The 16,992-nt window shown below is 38.6% G+C and carries 16 protein-coding genes; 9 read left to right on the forward strand and 7 right to left on the reverse strand.

Annotation, left to right across the window (positions count from 1 at the left end; genetic code table 11):
- The first annotated feature begins 174 nt into the window (after positions 1 to 174).
- Together gyrA and BUW93_RS10660 are read left to right on the forward strand one after the other, a co-directional pair.
- A complete protein-coding gene (gene gyrA / locus BUW93_RS10655; RefSeq protein WP_081211685.1) occupies positions 175 to 2,706 on the forward strand; it encodes a DNA gyrase subunit A in 2,532 nt (843 codons plus the stop codon).
- Positions 2,707 to 2,729: 23 nt separating this feature from the next.
- Entirely contained in the window at positions 2,730 to 3,977 is a 1,248-nt protein-coding gene (locus BUW93_RS10660; RefSeq protein WP_081211686.1) for a tetratricopeptide repeat protein, read from the forward strand.
- A 52-nt stretch (positions 3,978 to 4,029) separates the two neighbouring features.
- Here the strand turns inward: BUW93_RS10660 and BUW93_RS10665 are convergent, their stop codons facing one another.
- Both BUW93_RS10665 and BUW93_RS10670 read right to left on the reverse strand, forming a co-directional pair.
- Positions 4,030 to 4,779: a C40 family peptidase gene (locus tag BUW93_RS10665; protein WP_081211687.1), complete on the reverse strand. Its 750-nt coding sequence runs from the start codon at positions 4,777 to 4,779 to the stop codon at positions 4,030 to 4,032.
- 25 nt (positions 4,780 to 4,804) lie between these two features.
- Positions 4,805 to 5,983 carry an acetyl-CoA C-acyltransferase gene (locus tag BUW93_RS10670; protein WP_081211688.1) on the reverse strand — a complete coding sequence of 393 codons (1,179 nt, stop codon included), beginning with the start codon at positions 5,981 to 5,983 and terminating at the stop codon, positions 4,805 to 4,807.
- A gap of 118 nt (positions 5,984 to 6,101) precedes the next feature.
- Here BUW93_RS10670 and BUW93_RS10675 point away from each other — a divergent pair, with 118 nt between their 5' ends.
- Positions 6,102 to 8,147 carry an HD family phosphohydrolase gene (locus tag BUW93_RS10675; protein WP_081211689.1) on the forward strand — a complete coding sequence of 682 codons (2,046 nt, stop codon included), beginning with the start codon at positions 6,102 to 6,104 and terminating at the stop codon, positions 8,145 to 8,147.
- Positions 8,148 to 8,159: 12 nt separating this feature from the next.
- Here the strand turns inward: BUW93_RS10675 and BUW93_RS10680 are convergent, their stop codons facing one another.
- Positions 8,160 to 8,609, reverse strand: a complete 450-nt coding sequence (locus BUW93_RS10680; RefSeq protein ID WP_081211690.1) for a transcription elongation factor — start codon at positions 8,607 to 8,609, stop codon at positions 8,160 to 8,162.
- A 197-nt stretch (positions 8,610 to 8,806) separates the two neighbouring features.
- Between BUW93_RS10680 and BUW93_RS10685 the strand changes: the two genes are divergently transcribed.
- Positions 8,807 to 9,457: a SatD family protein gene (locus tag BUW93_RS10685; RefSeq protein WP_081211691.1), complete on the forward strand. Its 651-nt coding sequence runs from the start codon at positions 8,807 to 8,809 to the stop codon at positions 9,455 to 9,457.
- A complete protein-coding gene (locus BUW93_RS10690) occupies positions 9,454 to 10,185 on the forward strand; it encodes a DUF3307 domain-containing protein (protein ID WP_081211692.1) in 732 nt (243 codons plus the stop codon). The genes BUW93_RS10685 and BUW93_RS10690 overlap by 4 nt, the downstream gene beginning before the upstream one ends.
- Here the strand turns inward: BUW93_RS10690 and BUW93_RS10695 are convergent.
- Positions 10,162 to 10,569, reverse strand: coding sequence for a glyoxalase (locus tag BUW93_RS10695; RefSeq protein WP_081211693.1), 408 nt, complete (start codon positions 10,567 to 10,569; stop codon positions 10,162 to 10,164). The genes BUW93_RS10690 and BUW93_RS10695 overlap by 24 nt on opposite strands.
- Positions 10,570 to 10,748: 179 nt before the next feature.
- Between BUW93_RS10695 and BUW93_RS10700 the strand changes: the two genes are divergently transcribed.
- The 3 genes from BUW93_RS10700 to BUW93_RS10710 all read left to right on the forward strand — a co-directional run bounded on the left by BUW93_RS10700 (position 10,749) and on the right by BUW93_RS10710 (position 13,044).
- Complete coding sequence (locus tag BUW93_RS10700) at positions 10,749 to 12,101, forward strand: NAD-dependent succinate-semialdehyde dehydrogenase (protein ID WP_081211694.1); 1,353 nt, start codon at positions 10,749 to 10,751, stop codon at positions 12,099 to 12,101.
- A 5-nt stretch (positions 12,102 to 12,106) separates the two neighbouring features.
- Complete coding sequence (locus BUW93_RS10705; RefSeq protein ID WP_081211695.1) at positions 12,107 to 12,517, forward strand: NUDIX domain-containing protein; 411 nt, start codon at positions 12,107 to 12,109, stop codon at positions 12,515 to 12,517.
- 131 nt (positions 12,518 to 12,648) lie between these two features.
- Positions 12,649 to 13,044 (forward strand): acyl-CoA thioesterase, encoded by a 396-nt coding sequence (locus BUW93_RS10710; protein ID WP_081211696.1) that lies wholly within the window; start codon positions 12,649 to 12,651, stop codon positions 13,042 to 13,044.
- Here the strand turns inward: BUW93_RS10710 and BUW93_RS10715 are convergent.
- Genes BUW93_RS10715 through BUW93_RS10725 form a run of 3 tightly spaced genes read right to left on the reverse strand, consistent with a single transcriptional unit; the run spans position 13,041 to position 15,743 of the window.
- Positions 13,041 to 14,138, reverse strand: coding sequence for an endonuclease/exonuclease/phosphatase family protein (locus BUW93_RS10715; RefSeq protein ID WP_081211697.1), 1,098 nt, complete (start codon positions 14,136 to 14,138; stop codon positions 13,041 to 13,043). The two genes, BUW93_RS10710 and BUW93_RS10715, sit on opposite strands and share 4 nt — an antisense overlap.
- A 31-nt stretch (positions 14,139 to 14,169) precedes the next feature.
- Positions 14,170 to 15,462: a mechanosensitive ion channel family protein gene (locus BUW93_RS10720; protein ID WP_081211698.1), complete on the reverse strand. Its 1,293-nt coding sequence runs from the start codon at positions 15,460 to 15,462 to the stop codon at positions 14,170 to 14,172.
- 2 nt (positions 15,463 to 15,464) lie between these two features.
- Entirely contained in the window at positions 15,465 to 15,743 is a 279-nt protein-coding gene (locus BUW93_RS10725; protein ID WP_081211699.1) for a DUF3817 domain-containing protein, read from the reverse strand.
- A 167-nt stretch (positions 15,744 to 15,910) separates the two neighbouring features.
- On the opposite strand from BUW93_RS10725, the gene galE reads away from it, so the two are divergent.
- Entirely contained in the window at positions 15,911 to 16,951 is a 1,041-nt protein-coding gene (galE, locus tag BUW93_RS10730) for a UDP-glucose 4-epimerase GalE (protein WP_081211700.1), read from the forward strand.
- Positions 16,952 to 16,992: the final 41 nt, after the last annotated feature.

The following is a 16,992-nucleotide window of genomic DNA, read 5'->3' on the forward strand; positions in this document are numbered from 1 at the left end:
TAATTGACAAAATAACTTCCAATTATCAAAATGGAAAGTAAGGAACTTATTAACGAAACTCCACTAAAAATTTGTTAATAAAATATGGGTAATATCGGGCTGAAGGAGCCGTTCAACAGAGATAAAATATGTAAATTGGCTCGTTAGATTTTAGAACTAAAATAAACTTAGAATATGGCTGAAGGAGAAAAGTTAATTCCTATCAACATTGAAGACGAAATGAAGTCGGCTTACATTGATTATTCAATGTCGGTCATTGTGTCACGTGCTCTTCCCGATGTACGTGATGGTTTAAAACCGGTACACCGCCGGGTTTTATTCGGGATGCACGAACTTGGTGTACTTTCAAACCGTGCTTATAAAAAATCTGCAAGGATTGTAGGGGAAGTTTTAGGTAAATATCACCCTCACGGAGACTCCTCAGTTTATGATACCATGGTTAGGATGGCTCAGCACTGGAGCATGCGCTATATGTTAGTAGATGGCCAGGGTAACTTTGGTTCGGTAGATGGTGATAGCCCTGCCGCCATGCGTTATACCGAAGCCCGAATGCGGAAGATAAGTGAAGATATGCTTATCGATATTGATAAAAATACGGTTGATACCCAACTGAATTTTGATGATTCTCTTTCCGAGCCAGTAGTTCTTCCTACAAGAATTCCCAATCTTTTAGTCAATGGAGCAAGTGGAATTGCTGTAGGTATGGCGACAAATATGGCTCCACATAATTTATCTGAAGTTATAGATGGTACCATAGCTTATATCGATAACCACGATATAGAAATAGATGAACTAATAGAACATATTAAAGCCCCTGATTTTCCAACAGGAGGAACCATTTATGGTTACGATGGTGTTAGAGAAGCTTTTAAAACAGGAAAGGGACGGGTAGTTCTCCGGGCTAAATCTTCGCTGGAAGAAATTAACGGGAGAGAGTTTATTGTGGTTACCGAAATTCCTTACCAGGTAAACAAGGCGGATATGATCAAGAAAACCGCTGACCTGGTAAATGAAAAGAAAATAGAAGGTATTTCGCTCATAAGAGACGAATCAGACCGTAATGGAATGCGCATAGTATACCAATTAAAAAGAGATGCCATTCCAAATATTGTTTTAAATACCTTATATAAGCATACTGCACTTCAGTCCTCCTTTAGCGTAAATAATATTGCGCTGGTAAATGGCCGTCCTGAGTTGCTTAACTTAAAAGACATTATTTACCATTTTGTGGAGCACCGCCATGTGGTAGTGGTGAGAAGAACTGAATTTGAGCTGAAAAAAGCTGAAGATCGTGCTCACATCCTTGAAGGTCTTATTATAGCTTCAGATAATATTGATGAGGTTATCGCACTTATCAGGGCTTCCGGAAATGCCGAGGAAGCAAGGGAGAAATTAATGGATAAGTTTGAATTAACCGAAATTCAGGCCAGAGCTATCGTAGAAATGCGATTAAGACAACTTACCGGACTCGAGCAAGACAAATTACGTGCAGAATATGAAGAAATCCTTAAAACCATAGAAGATCTTAAAGACATTTTGGCACGTAAAGAACGCAGAATGCAGGTTATTAAGGATGAACTTCTGGAAGTAAAAGAGAAATATGGTGACGAACGTCGTTCTACTATAGAATATTCCGGAGGAGATTTAAGCATAGAAGATATGATTCCGGATGAGCAGGTGGTAATTACCATTTCACACGCCGGTTATATTAAAAGAACTTCTCTTAATGAATATAAAACCCAAAATAGAGGAGGAGTAGGCCAGAAAGGTTCTACCACCCGAAATGAGGATTTTCTGGAATATCTTTTTGCAGGAACCAATCACCAATATATGCTCTTCTTTACTCAAAAAGGAAAATGTTACTGGATGCGGGTTTATGAAATTCCGGAAGGTAGTAAGGCCTCAAAAGGTAGAGCAATTCAAAATTTAATCAATATCGATCCAGATGATAGGGTTAAAGCCTTTATCAATACTCAGGACCTCAAAGATGAGGAATATGTAAACAGCCATTATGTGATTATGGCAACCAAAAAGGGACAGGTGAAAAAAACTTCCCTGGAGCAGTATTCCCGTCCAAGAACTAATGGAATTAATGCCATTACCATTAGAGAAGATGATGAATTGCTGGAGGCTAAACTTACCAATGGCGAAAGTCAGGTAATGCTTGCCATAAAAAGCGGAAAAGCCATAAGGTTTGAAGAAAGCAAAACCCGTCCTATGGGAAGAAACGCATCAGGGGTAAGAGGTATCACACTTGCCGATAAGGATGATGAAGTTGTAGGGATGGTTTCGGTAGAAGACTTTAATTCTGATATCCTGGTAGTTTCCGAAAATGGTTACGGAAAACGTTCAAGTCTTGATGACTATAGAATTACAAATCGTGGAGGGAAAGGAGTAAAGACCATTTCTATTACCGAAAAAACCGGAAATTTAGTCGCGATTAAAAATGTTTCGGATGAAGACGATGTTATGATTATTAATAAATCCGGAATAGTAATAAGAATGGAGGTTGCTAATTTAAGGGTCATGGGACGTGCAACTCAGGGAGTTAGGCTTATCAATTTAAAAGGTAATGATTCTATTGCTGCGGTAGCCAAGGTGCTTCATGATGAAGATGATGTAGAGCATATGGAAGACGCCATAACACCTGAACCTACTAAGCCCGATGCCAATGGCACAACTATTGCTGAGGATAGTGAAGAATAAATTAAATATAAAACCAAATCAAAATGAAAATTAATATTTTAACAGTAGCTCTGTCATTTTTCACCCTGGCAGCAGTTGCTCAAAAAAGTGAAATTAGAAATGCCGGAGACGCGGTGGAAGATGGTAACTACACCGAAGCCAAAGCTGAAATAGAAAAAGCAGAGCCCATGTTAGCCGATGCTAATGATAAATGGAAGGAAAGATTTTACCTTTATAAGGGGCAGGCATATCTTGGAAGTGGCGAAAATGTGACAGTGGAGGATATGCTAACCGCATCTGAAGCTTTCCAAAAAGCGGCTGAGATGGGAAGTACTGAAGCTCAGGATGGATTATTAAATGTAAGAAACAGCCTGGTACAAAGTGCAGTGGATGATCAAAATGCTGAGAATTATAAAAGCGCTTCAGAAAAACTTCTTACAAGTTATAAGTTAAACCCAAAGGATACCCTTTATCTTTATTACGCTGCGGCAAATTCTCTGAATGCTCAGGACTATGATACAGCCCTGGAATATTATAAAGAACTTAGAGATTTAGGTTTTGACGGTGCTGAGATAGAATACCTCGCTACCAATGTCGAGACCGGAGAACAGGAAGCTATGCCAAAGGAACAACGTGACCTTATGGTAAAAACCGATGAGTATACAGATCCTGAAGACAGAAAATCTCCTTCTAAAAAAGGTGAAATCGCTAAGAATATTGCTCTTATATATATCAACCAGGAGAAAATGGATGAGGCTGTTGAAGCCATGGAAGATGCCAAACGCGAGAATCCTGATAATGTGATGCTAATTCAAGCTGAGGCTGATATGTATTACCGAATGGGCGATAAAGAGAAGTATAATGAGTTAATGAAACAGGTTCTTGAGAAAAGCCCTGATGATCCTACTATCTATTACAATCTTGGTGTAACTACAGCCGAATTAGGAGATACCGAAGGAGCTATTGAATACTATGAGAAAGCTTTGGAACTTGACCCTGATATGTCAGAAGCAAGAATGAATATTGTTGTAGCAATTCTTGCTCAAGAAAGAGAGATCATTGATCAAATGAATCAATTGGGAATGAGCAAAGAAGACAATAAGCGTTATGAGGAGCTTGAGGAAGAGCGTTTAGAAGTATATCAAGAAGTAATTCCTTACCTTGAAGATGCTATTGAGCATGATCCTGAGAATGTTGAAATTATCAGGACTGCAATGAATATTTTTAGTGCTCTTGACCAGGAGGAAAAAGCTCAGGTAATGAGAAAGAAATTAGAAGAATTACAACAGTAATTATTCGGGTAAAATTAATATAAAAAAGACCGCTGGAAAACAGCGGTCTTTTTTATATAATCTTTTTAATAACTCTTAATTGGTGGGTATGTCGCCGAAGTTCTGAGTTAAAAATTCCCGAGTGGTCCAGCCGATCTATTCTTACCTTCCCATCGGCGTGAATTATATAATTGTCGGTCATAATAATGCCCACATGATTTATAAGTCCTTCTTTGTCATCAAAAAAGGCAAGGTCTCCAACTTCACTTTCTTCTATAAAGCTTAATGCTTCCCCCTGTTTAGCCTGTTCAGCAGCATCACGGAAAAGTTTATAACCATTTAACCTGTAGACCATTTGGGTAAAACCACTGGAATCTATTCCCAATGGGGATTTTCCGCCCCAGGTATACGGGCTGTTTAGATAGAGAAGTGCAGTCTCGATAAGGTGCGCTTTTGGTTTTTCACCGGTTTCTCTTTGTCCTTCGTAGACGTGTTGAAATAATGTTAGAGAATTTAAAACCGATCCCAATGGGATAGGCATTAAATGTCCTTTCTCATCGGTAATATAATTTATAACATCGGCCGAAAGCTCGGGTTTAGCTTTCTTTAGTTCTAGATACTGTTCCTCCTGGATTTTAAGAAATTGCTTATTGTTTATCCAGGCTTCATAATTATCGAATGCAACACGAATTCTGCTCCATTGGCTTCGTTCTTCTAAAATTTTAAAATATTCTCCATAAAGAATCTGAGATACCATTTCACTTTCATCTGAAGCTGAACTGCGAAGCGGTACTATGCTTAAGTGGCAAACTCCGTATTGCATTCAATATTTTTTTCTAAATCTTATCTTAAGCGTTTCTTTCGATAACCATTGCAGAGGCACCACCGCCACCGTTACAGATTGCTGCTGCACCAATTTTGGCATTATTCTGCTCCAGAACATTTAGTAGTGTAATAAGAATTCTTACACCACTGCAGCCTAATGGATGACCCAGTGAAACCGCCCCACCATTAACATTGGTTTTATCGGCACTAATATCTAAAATTTTCATATTAGCAAGCCCTACCACGGCGAATGCTTCATTGAATTCAAAATAATCAACATCATTTTTAGAAATTCCAGCTTTATCCAGGGCTATTGGTAAAGCTTTAGCTGGCGCGGTCGTAAACCATTTTGGTTCCTGTGCAGCATCAGCAAAAGATTTAATAGTCGCTAATACCTTTAATCCTAACTCCTCAGCTTTTTCACGGCTCATTAGAATCATCGCTCCGGCTCCATCATTAATGGTAGAGGCATTAGCAGCAGTTACAGTACCATCTTTACTAAAGGCGGGTCTAAGAGAGGATAATTTATCCATTCTTACATTCTTAAACTCCTCATCTTCTTTTACTATAATTGGATCTCCTTTGCGTTGTGGCACTTCCACAGGCACTACTTCATTATCAAATTTTCCTTCTGCCCAGGCTTTTGCAGAGCGTTCGTAAGATTGTCTGGCAAAATCATCCTGGTCTTCCCTGGAGAAATTATGTTCCTTAGCACAAAGGTCACCACAAACTCCCATCGCATTTTGATCGTAGGCATCTACCAATCCATCGCGTTGTAATCCGTCTACCATCGTGACAGGCCCGAATTTTTGCCCTTTACGCATAGGTACATAATGTGGAATTAAACTCATATTTTCCATTCCCCCTGCCACAATAATAGAGCTGTCTCCAAGCATAATAGACTGTGCTGCCTGCATTACGGCTTTCATTCCGCTGGCACAAACTTTATTCACTGTGGTGCAGGGTACGGTGTCGGGAATTCCGGCGCCAAGTGCGGCCTGTCTGGCTGGAGCCTGCCCAACATTAGCCTGTACAACATTTCCCATTAAAACCTCTTCCACCAGTTCTGGTTTAAGGTTAATTTTATCCATTGCACCTTTAATGGCAATAGATCCTAATTTGGTGGCCGGAATCGTAGATAGGCTGCCCAGAAAACTACCTATAGGCGTACGTGCGGCACTTACAATAACAACTTCTTTCATATTATGTTTTGTTTTAGTTTTTCCTTCTATGCGAATTTAGTGATTTTAATAGGAACTTGACCAACCACTCACCATTCACGCCTATTTTTTAGTACATTTGGACTATAGTACTTTTTGTATGACTAAATTCGTAAATGGCCTTTATAAAAATCAGGCTTTATTTTACAAAGTATTTTTATTTGCGCTTACCGCAATTTTAATTGTGTACCTCTTACCCAAAGGAGGTAAATTTAAATATGAGATTCCCAAAGGTAAGCCATGGCAATATGAAAATCTCTATGCTCCCTTCGATTTTGCTATTCTGAAGACCGAAGAGGAGATTCAGGCTGAACGCCAGGAAATCACCCGAAATCATACGCCCTATTTTCAGTTGGATGAATCCAAATTACCTGAAATAAAAGCACAGGCCCAGTCAGAAATCGAGCTAATCTTCACTGATAGTATTTTGAATATTTATCAAAATCAGATTGAAGATTTTGTAGATTCCAGTCTCGATGATTTATATGAGAATGGAATCCTACAAGAAAGTAATCGCCTGGATCCCGATCAACTGGTGTATCTACGACGAGGAAATGAAGCCTTTGAAATTCCATATAAAAGGATTCTCAAATTAAACCAGGTTAGAGATGCCCTCGCCATAAAAATTGAAAATTCAAATCTCAATTCCCTCAAAGATGGCCTATTGGAGGTTTTCTTTAACTCGGTTGAGCCTAATGTTGAATTTGATAATGAACTCACACAGCGGGAGCTGGAAAGTAAACTGAACAATATTTCCTACACCCGTGGAAATGTCGAACAGGGGAGTAGGGTTATCGCTAAAGGAGAAGTGGTTGAAGGCAATAAATATCATATTCTAAGATCTCTTAAAACCGAATATGAATCACAGGTATGGAGTGGTAGTAATTACGTCTGGATTATTGTAGGATATAGCACTCTGGTAGCTCTGGCCTTGCTCATGTTGCTACTTTTTATAAGAAAATATCGGTATGATATCTTTGAAAACAATGTGAAAGTCACTTTTATTTTCTTCAATATCCTGTTTATGGTGATGCTCACCACTTTGGTGGTAAGGTTTAATATCGATTACGTGTATGTTGTTCCTCTGGCGGTTTTACCACTTACCTTAAAGGCCTTTTTTGATTCACGGCTGGGACTCTTTACTCATGTGGTAACGGTACTTCTTCTGGGCTTCATCGTGCCGAACAGTTATGAATACATGTTCCTTCAAATTATTGCAGGAATTGTTACAATCCTCACAGTTTCGGAATTGTATAAACGGGCAAACCTGTTTATCTCAGTAGGAGAGATCACCCTGGTTTATATTATAAGTTACTTCGCCTTTACGATAATTCAGGAAGGAAGTATTGCTGAGATAGAAGCCGAAGTTTTTCTCACATTTTTATTGGGTGGGCTGGCTACGCTCTTTGTACAACCGCTAATCTATATTTACGAAAAAATCTTCGGATTGGTTTCCGATATGTCCTTACTGGAACTTTCAGACACCAATTCCAAATTGCTCAAAGAGATGGCAGAAAAAGCCCCGGGAACTTTTCATCATTCGCTTAATGTTGCCAATCTCGCTGAAGCTGCTGCCAATGAGATTAATGCTAATGCCATGCTCGTGCGGGTAGGTGCTCTTTATCACGATATTGGGAAAATGCATAATCCCACCTATTTTTCTGAAAATCAAACCAGTAATGTGAATACCCACGATGATCTTGATCCCCAGGAGAGTGCTCAAATCATAATTGAACACGTGATCAAAGGAATTGAAATAGGTAAAAAGAATAATTTACCAGACCGGGTGATTGACTTTATAAGAACGCATCACGGTACCAGTACCGTTTATTTTTTCTATAAAAAAGCAAAGGAGAAAGACGAAAATGTGCCGGCAGATGCTTTCCGTTATCCCGGGCCGATCCCATTTAGTAAGGAAACAGCAATTTTAATGATGTGTGACGGGGTGGAAGCCGCAAGTAAAAGTCTTAGAGAGCCTACCGCTGGGCTTATAGATAATTTCGTAGAGAAGATCGTGAATAAACAAATGGAAGAAGGGCAGTTCCTCAATGCTAATATTACCTTTAAAGAAATTCAACTTATCAAGAAGATTCTTAAACGAAAGCTTAAAAATATATATCATTTAAGGGTAGAGTACCCCGAATAAAAAAAGGTGCATTTAATGCACCTTTTTAATTTCTCTTTCTTTTTCTTTAAAACTGAACCTGTCTCCGGCTTTTTTGTCTTTCATCAATTCATAAATTGGAGCTTCTGTTGAAATGGAAAAAACTTTGCTGCCATCCTCAAGTTCTATCTCTCCTATGGGAACAGCTACAAAATATAGATCCTTATCGGTTTCTACCACACTGCCAAAATTAACGGTTTCACTATAATGATCCAGATCTATGGCTGCCAGTTTTTCTTTCATTTCCTGGGCCTGATTAAGGTATTCGGCATACTTTTCGAAATCTCCCAGTAACTGCCCCTTATTATCTTCGTCGTAATCGGTTTTTACATCATTGGCCTCCATGGATTCTTTGATCATATCCATTTCCTTTTCATACTTTTCAATTCGCCGGTTTACAGCTTCAAGGCTCTTGTAGTAAATTTCTTTTTTATTAATTGCCATTTTTTACTTTTTTGGTGTTTTTTTAAAATTAAGTATCGGAAATTCCTTAAAAGAACATTTAGCAAAAATTTAATATCAGAAAATCTTTCAAAACTCCTGGCACATAAGTATAATTCCTTAAAACAAAGTATTATAAGTTAATAGACTTATAAATATAAATTATAAGGTTATATGCTAATATTTTGTATATTTGAATTATGATAGCAGTCTTAACAGCAGATCTTATAGATTCTACAAATTATTCGGAAAGCCTTATGAGCCAGGTTATGGCTGTATTAAAGGAGGAGTTTGCCGATATAGAAAAGAAATATCCTTCTTCAGAGTTTAATATCTATCGAGGCGATAGTTTTCAGGGCATTCTAAAAAATCCTGCAGAGGCCCTGCTTGTAATGTTACAAATCAAAACAGCCATCTTAAGCATTTCTACAACAAAAAAAGGAAAATTAAGGGAGGCCGACCTTAGAATAGCTATTGGTGTTGGTAGCCTGGATTACCAGGGCAATAGCGTTGAAGAATCTAATGGGCAGGCTTTTCAGTTTTCAGGCCGATCTCTGGATGAAATGAAAGCTGAAGGCCGTAAAACCCGATTAAAAACTCCAAATGAAACTATAAACGGCGAGTTTGATGCGAGCCTTTTTCTTCTTGATGAAATTACCGATAGATGGAGTACCGCCTCGGCAGAAGTAATATATTTTCTTCTGAAAGGAGCTAAAGAGAAGGAAATTGCTCTGGAATTAGGCATCAGCCAGTCCGCAGTGAATCAACGCAAAAAAGCAGCCGGTTGGGAAGCAGTAAATGCACTTTTGGTACGTTACAATAATATAATTTCCAAAACTTTTATTGAATGAAAGAAGCAATAATTATTTTACTTCAGCTCTTACTGGCCCACGTATTGACAGATTTTGTACTGCAACCCACCAGGTTTATTAAACATAAACGCCGTTGGAAACAAAGGTCCTGGTTTCTGTATGTACATTCACTAATAGCAGGCCTTCTAAGTTTATTATTTCTTCAGGATCCCGGGTTTTGGTTGGTTGCAGTTTTTATTGGAGTCACCCATTTTTTTATTGATCTATGGAAACTTCAGCAGAGGAAGGATAATTTAAGGATCTTCCTCTTCGATCAGTTTCTTCATTTAGTGGTCATATTCCTGGCTTGGTTATATATTGTAAATGGTTTTGTTGAAATTCTTCCGACCTTGCAAAACCTGCTCATAAACACCTATTTTCTTGCCATCTTTATCGGGTATCTCCTTATAATTTTCCCAGCGGGATTTCTTATCGGTAAAGCCACTCAGCGCTGGCAGGAGGAAGTAGAAGTAGCTCATAAAAAGAATAGCCTTGAAGCGGCCGGGCGGTACATAGGTGTTTTTGAAAGAATTCTTGTGCTCACCTTTATTCTTACCGATAATTTTTCGGCTATAGGGTTTTTAATCGCTGCCAAATCAATTCTCCGCTTTAGCGATAAAAGTGAAACAGGGGCCCGTAAACAAACCGAATACGTGCTTATTGGTACGTTGATGAGTTTCGCGATTACGATTGTAATAGGTTTGCTAATACGCCAGTTCGCGCTCTAATAACTGAATTCTTCCCTGGAGGTTTTGTTTTACAATATTCATCATCCGTTTATTCAGCGCAGAAGAATTTAGAATATATTTTCTGTATTCTTCAAGGCTAAACTGGCCTATGATGATCCCCTTTAAACTGTTGCGAAACTTGATGTCTTTGTGAATAGCATTTTCGATATATTCGAATCTCTTTTCCAGGTTTAGTTCATAAAACGAATTTTTATGTTTTTCGATGTAATTTCTAAAAACTTCCAGGATAAGATCTTCCTGGAGTTTAGTAATGGGCCGCAGAGTTTGATTTTGAAAATACTCATCTGAACTCATTTTTTCTGAAACTTTCGCCGAAGGAATATCGGGTCGCATTTCAATCACTTGTAGATCTCGTAGGTTCATAACTAATAGAGTTTCTTAAATTTAAGGAATTAACAGCCAGATTTTTGATGAGCCTTCAAAGACTTGTAAACCACTTATAAACAACAGCATTTCCGTTAAAATCCTCTTAATCGCCCCAGTGGGCCGCTAACTTCTTTTTATCTTTAATTGAATCCATTCTATAATACGAACTATTTAAAATGATAATTTCCAAAAATCCTTACACTGGAGAAGAAATTTCCAGAATAAAGGAATTCACCAAAAACGATATCGAAAATGCCCTGGCTAATGCCGAAAAAAGATTTCATTCCTGGAAATCCACAAGTTTTGATAAGCGGGCAGAATTATTGCTAAATCTGGCTAAGGAACTTAAAGAAAATTCCAAAGAGTATGCTACAGATATTAGCCTGGAGATGGGGAAACCTATTTCCCAGAGTATTGCCGAAATTGAAAAATGTGCCTGGGTTTGTGAGTATTATGCCGAAAATGGTGAAAAACAACTTGCTAACGAGAAAATAAAAACAGATGCGGCCGAATCCTACGTAAGTTTTGAACCTCTCGGCGTAATTCTCGCCGTTATGCCCTGGAATTATCCTTTCTGGCAGGTATTCAGGTTTGCAGCTCCGGCATTAATGGCAGGGAATATAGCGGTACTCAAACATGCCAGCAATGTAATGAAATCTGCTGCGAGCATCCAAAAAGCTTTTGAAAGAGCCGGATTTCCAAAAGAGTGTTTTCAAAGCCTGGCCATAGGAAGTGATAAAGTAGAGGTTATAATCAGAGATCCAAGAGTAAAAGCAGTTACGCTTACCGGTAGTAATCCTGCCGGAAGTGCTGTTGCTTCTGTTGCCGGAGAAGAAATAAAGAAAACAGTTCTGGAATTGGGAGGTAGTAATGCGCTCGTTGTTTTTGAGGATGCTAAGCTTCCCGAGACGGTAAAAACCTGTGTGATGGCAAGATTTCAGAATACGGGACAAAGCTGCATTGCCGGGAAACGTCTTTTGTTACATAAAAACATTGCTGAGGAATTTCTGGAAGAATTCACAAAACAGGTTCGGGAACTTAAAAGTGGAAATCCTATGGATGAAGAAACCTTTATAGGAGTACTTGCACGGGAAGATTTGGCAAAGGACATTGAGGAACAGGTTCAGAAATCATTGAAAATGGGAGCAGAAATTATTTTAGGCGGAAATCGGGATTCGGCCTATTATGAGCCAAGTATTTTAATAAATGTAAAACCCGGTATGCCGGTATTTGATGAAGAAACATTTGGGCCGGTAATAGGAGTAACCATTTTCAAAGATGAAAAGGAAGCTATAGAACTTGCTAACCATTCTAAATTCGGCTTGGGCGTCTCGGTATTTACCGAAGACCTGGATTTCGCCAAAAAAATAATCCCTAAGTTTAATGATGGGGCAGTTTTTATTAATGACCTGGTAAAAAGTGATCCCCGGTTACCTTTTGGAGGTACTAAAAGTTCAGGTTATGGAAGGGAATTGTCAGAACACGGAATTAGAGAATTTGTTAATCGTAAAACAGTATATTTTAAATAAAAATTATGAAACAGGAGATAGCTGTAACAGTAGATATAGTTGCTTTTTGCAATGCAAATAGCAGAATAAATGTATTATTAATCAAACGAAAAAATGAGCCATTTAAAGGGCAATGGGCAATTCCCGGCGGTTTTGTTGATGAAAATGAAGACCTTGAAGATGCCGCCAAACGGGAGCTGGCCGAAGAAACCGGGGTAAAAGCCAAAACCCTTGAGCAGGTAAGAGCCTTTGGAACTCCAGGACGAGACCCGCGGGGACGCATAGTTTCCATAGGTTTTTTAGCCTGGATAGACTGCGAAGAAAATCCGGTAGCAGCTGATGATGCCGCAGAAGCCAAATGGTTTAAACTTGATGAGCTTCCGGAATTGGCCTTTGACCACGCCGAAATAATTAAAGCAGCTGAAAATTATTTGTAATGCGAATCCAAGAGTAAATCTGCGATAAAAATTTATTTTTTTGATTTTGACCCTGGAGAAAGACCGATTTTCGTAAAAATGAAGGCAGGTTTTTTCAGCCAGGGTTTAGTTTATTACTTTTAAAATAAAAAATGAGATTTCATACGAGAAAATGGGTAAAACCTCAGGATTTAAACCCCAACGGAACTCTGTTTGGAGGTAGACTTCTGGAGTGGATTGATGAAGAATGTGCTCTTTATAGTATCATTCAATTGGAAAATCCACGAACGGTGACCAAATATATAAGCGAAATCAATTTTCAGAATTCTGCACATCAAGGCGATATTGTAGAAATAGGCATTGATGTTCTGAAATTTGGAAATACTTCTTTGAATTTGCGCTGCGAGGTAAGAAATAAAATGACCCGGGCCGTCATAATTACCATTGAAAAAATAATTATGGTCACTCTTGATAAAGACGGCAAACCGACACCGCACGGAAAAACAAAAATAGAATATGTAAGAGACAGGCTTAATCAAAACGATTAATCTTCTTCTTCAGCTTCTTTTGCTTTTTCCTGATTTTCTTTTTCCTCTTCCTTTATTTGCTCGTTAGCTCTTTTTAACTGATTTTCATTGGGTTCTTCTGCGGTCTGTTCACTTGCTATTCCTGGTTCCAGACTAAGTATGGCATAGAAAGGAAAATGATCAGACCCGGTTTTCTCACCGGTTTTCACATCTTTTACTCTAAATTCTTCCGAAGTAAAAATATGGTCCAGCGGCCATCTTAGAAGCAGGTTTTCAGCATTAAAAGTGTTGTAGAACCCCCGGCCAACCCTTACATCCAAAAGCTTGCCTACACTCTGAAAAAGGGAGGTAGTTTCAGACCAGGCCACATCGTTAAAATCTCCAATTACAATTACCGGCAGTTCCCGTTCCAGGCTCATTTTTGCAACTTTCATCATTTCAGCATCCCGGTCTGAAGAACTGGGGTTATGTTGTGGCATAGGAGGAGTGGGATGGATGGCATGAAGCTGCACCAAATCTCCCCCAGGAAGTTTTATTCGGGTGTGAATGGATGGAATGCTGTCATCTACAAGATAGCGCACCTGAGGATTATTCAGTTCAAATTTTGAATAAAGCAGCATTCCGTAGGTGTTATCTAAAGGGACTTCAACTTTATAACGGTAGGAGGGATCCAGGTTTTTAGAAATTTCATTTTTCCAAATTGTATTGGTTTCAGTGAAGACCATAACATCGGGATCTATACGAGCCACTTCGCCTATTAATTTCTCGTATTTTTCATTCTTCTGAAGCACATTAGCCGTTAGGAGCTTTATTTGAGGAGCTTCTGGGTTTGTGCTCTCTCCAATTTCATATGTTGAAAAAGGGGTGTATGGATAAATCTTACCAAACTGAAAGGCAAAACATGCCAGAAGAACACCCATAAAAATATAGTCCTGGACCCATTTAATATCGAAGCGTATAAAATAGGCGGCAATGGCCGTGAGGGTTAAAAGAGTTAACTGGATATGCGGAAAATCAAAAATCCGAATCCACCAAAAATCGGCTGCGATTAGGGGAATTAAAGTCAAGACAACGGCAATTGCACCAAAGATTTGTAGAAAGCTTTTTAATTTCATTGGTTGAATTTATTTGCTAAATATAGCAGAATTAATCTTTGGACTCAGAAGCCTGCCGTAAATATTTAGTGATATCGTCCCCCGAGGGAGCTTCAAATAGCTGGAGCCCGAAGTAAGGAACCGCCGCAATTATGTGGTCGAAGATATCGGCAGAAATATATTCAAAATTTTCCCAGCGTTTGTCCCTGCTAAAACAAAGAATTTCTACCGGAATTCCCTGGGAAGTAGGTGCAAGATGTCTCACAATAATATAAAGTTCTTTATGCACCGCAGAATGATTTTGAAGATAGGTGTCTACATATTTTCGAAAAATGCCGAGGTTAGTTTGGTTTCGTCCATTGATGGGTAAGGAGCGGTCAATGTTTTGAGCCTCATTATAGGAATTAATTTCATTTTGACGGTTTTCCAGGTAGGGTTCAATAAGTTGGATCTTTTTGAGTTCTTCCAGGTTGGCATCGGTCATGAATTTAACCGAATTCTGCTTAATAAAAATCGCCCTTTTAATCCTTCTGCCCGGAGATTCCTGCATTCCCCGCCAGTTTTGAAAAGAATCGGAAATTAGGCTGTAAGTTGGAATTGTGGTAAAAGTATTGTCAAAATTCTGCACCCTTACGGTTGAAAGGTTGATCTCGGTAACAGTTCCATCAGCACCATATTTGCTGAAAGTGATCCAGTCACCAATCCTTACAATATCATTTACAGTTACCTGAATAGAAGCCACAAAACCTAAAATGGTATCTTTAAAGACCAATAACAAGATGGCGGAAGCCGCCCCCAGAGAGATTATAAATTTCACTACTGATTCTCCGGTGATTTCTGCAAAAATAAAAAGCAGGGCGATGATCCATACCACGATCATAACCACCTGAATATAACTTTCAACAGGTTTGTCTTTAAAAGATTCCTGGGTTTTGAGAAAAGCTTTCAGGGTTCGCATGAAACTGCGAAAAATCCAAACTACCAGGAAAATAACATAAATATTGAAAACGAATTCAAATACTTTAATTACTAATGGGAAGTCATTAAATATAAAGGGGAATAAATAGTAAAGGATAAAAAGAGGCACTACCCGGCCAATATATTTCGGAAATTTAGTTTTGATAAGAAAATCATCAAAGGTGGTTTTAGTTTTATTAGTGAAGGCTTTAAAACCCTCAATAACAAAAGTTTTGATAAGGTGATTAATCCCCAGAACAAGGAGGATCAGGACCAGGATATTAATCGTTAAATTGATATACTGGGCCGCTATGGGATCCAAACCATTCTCTATAAGCAGGTCTTCAACAAGACATACAAGATTTTTTAACCACCCATCAAATTCCATAGCTATAAATATTTTCTTTCAACATAAAAGGGGCCGAAAGGAACCAGCGAACATGCGAGAATTAGAGATAGTTCTTTGAAGTTCCAATTCATTGGTCTAAAAAGATAAATAGCACCTAAAACATATGCTATAAAAAGTAGCCCGTGAGCCATACCAATATTTTCAACCATTGCAGGTTTATCAAACATATATTTTAGAGGCATTGCTATAAACAACAATAGTAAAAAGGACAAACCTTCTAAAATACTCACCCATTTAAAAATTTTCTTCTTCTTTTCCACAATATTTAATTTAAACAGCGCAAAGATAGTTTTTATACGAGATTTATGCAGAGAGTAGAGCGCTATTTTTAAGAAGCCCGGAGGATAGATTAAATCAAATTAGCGTTTCGTTAACGAGCGCTTGTTTAACATTTTTCTTAATTTGCACAATCAACAAAAAATATTAAATGAATTCTAAAATATTGGTCACCGGTGGCCTCGGTTTTATCGGGTCGCATACCGTGGTGGCCCTGCAGGAAAAAGGTTTTGAAGTAGTAATTATAGATAATTTGTCTAATACCAGTATCGATGTATTGGGCGGGATTACCAAAATAAGTCAGAAAACCCCGGTTTTTGAAAACTTTGATCTAAGAGATAAGGCTAAAGTAAAGGAGTTTTTTGAAAAGCATCCCGACATTGATGGGGTGATACATTTTGCAGCTTCCAAAGCGGTAGGGGAAAGTGTGATAAATCCACTTTTATATTACGAAAATAACCTGGCCAGCCTAATCTATTTGCTTAAAGAACTCAATAAGAAAGAAAATCCAGGTTTTATTTTTAGTTCTTCCTGTACCGTTTATGGGCAGGCCAAAGACTTACCTATTACAGAGGATGCGCCAGTGAAGAAAGCTGAATCGCCTTATGGGAATACCAAACAGATTGGGGAGGAGATAATTGCAGATACCTGTAAGGCCAACCCTGGGTTTAGGGCAATTTCACTTCGCTATTTCAATCCTATTGGAGCCCATCCAAGTGCAGAGATTGGTGAGCTTCCAATAGGGACTCCGCAGAATCTTATTCCCTTTATCACACAAACGGCCATTGGGGAGCGGGAAGAATTATCGGTTTTTGGCGATGATTACCCAACTCCAGATGGGACCTGTATTAGGGATTATATTCACGTAATGGATCTTGCCCGGGCCCATGTGGTGGCTTTAGAACGACTTATGGAGAACAAGGAGGAGACCAATTACGAAGTCTTTAACCTCGGTACGGGGAAAGGGAATTCCGTTTTAGAAGTGATTAAGAGCTTTGAAAAAGTTAGCGGCGTGAAGTTGCCATATAAGATTACCGATAGAAGAGAAGGTGATATCACCGCGGCCTATGCCGATACGACCAAAGCAAATGATGAACTCAACTGGAAAGCAAATCTCAGTTTAGACGAAGCTTTAGATAGTGCCTGGAAATGGCAAAAGGAGGTTAAAAGAAGAACTGAAACCGAAAATTAATAATTTATCATTTATCCCAAAAAGCGCCCCGGTCTTTTAAG

The organism is Salegentibacter sediminis (assembly GCF_002078605.1).
Taxonomy (GTDB): Bacteria; Bacteroidota; Bacteroidia; order Flavobacteriales; family Flavobacteriaceae; genus Salegentibacter; species Salegentibacter sediminis.

What these genes read in the sequence shown, in the direction of transcription:
- BUW93_RS10720 (WP_081211698.1), bottom strand. Translation starts at nt 15,462, where the DNA reads ATGGAATTTGATGGGTGGTTAAAAAATCTTGTATGTCTTGTTGAAGAC.
- BUW93_RS10670 (WP_081211688.1), bottom strand. Translation starts at nt 5,983, where the DNA reads ATGAAAGAAGTTGTTATTGTAAGTGCCGCACGTACGCCTATAGGTAGT.
- galE (WP_081211700.1), top strand. Translation starts at nt 15,911, where the DNA reads ATGAATTCTAAAATATTGGTCACCGGTGGCCTCGGTTTTATCGGGTCG.
- BUW93_RS10665 (WP_081211687.1), bottom strand. Translation starts at nt 4,779, where the DNA reads ATGCAATACGGAGTTTGCCACTTAAGCATAGTACCGCTTCGCAGTTCA.
- BUW93_RS10700 (WP_081211694.1), top strand. Translation starts at nt 10,749, where the DNA reads ATGATAATTTCCAAAAATCCTTACACTGGAGAAGAAATTTCCAGAATA.
- BUW93_RS10680 (WP_081211690.1), bottom strand. Translation starts at nt 8,609, where the DNA reads ATGGCAATTAATAAAAAAGAAATTTACTACAAGAGCCTTGAAGCTGTA.
- gyrA (WP_081211685.1), top strand. Translation starts at nt 175, where the DNA reads ATGGCTGAAGGAGAAAAGTTAATTCCTATCAACATTGAAGACGAAATG.
- BUW93_RS10690 (WP_081211692.1), top strand. Translation starts at nt 9,454, where the DNA reads ATGAAAGAAGCAATAATTATTTTACTTCAGCTCTTACTGGCCCACGTA.
- BUW93_RS10675 (WP_081211689.1), top strand. Translation starts at nt 6,102, where the DNA reads ATGACTAAATTCGTAAATGGCCTTTATAAAAATCAGGCTTTATTTTAC.
- BUW93_RS10710 (WP_081211696.1), top strand. Translation starts at nt 12,649, where the DNA reads ATGAGATTTCATACGAGAAAATGGGTAAAACCTCAGGATTTAAACCCC.
- BUW93_RS10660 (WP_081211686.1), top strand. Translation starts at nt 2,730, where the DNA reads ATGAAAATTAATATTTTAACAGTAGCTCTGTCATTTTTCACCCTGGCA.
- BUW93_RS10685 (WP_081211691.1), top strand. Translation starts at nt 8,807, where the DNA reads ATGATAGCAGTCTTAACAGCAGATCTTATAGATTCTACAAATTATTCG.
- BUW93_RS10715 (WP_081211697.1), bottom strand. Translation starts at nt 14,138, where the DNA reads ATGAAATTAAAAAGCTTTCTACAAATCTTTGGTGCAATTGCCGTTGTC.
- BUW93_RS10695 (WP_081211693.1), bottom strand. Translation starts at nt 10,569, where the DNA reads ATGAACCTACGAGATCTACAAGTGATTGAAATGCGACCCGATATTCCT.
- BUW93_RS10705 (WP_081211695.1), top strand. Translation starts at nt 12,107, where the DNA reads ATGAAACAGGAGATAGCTGTAACAGTAGATATAGTTGCTTTTTGCAAT.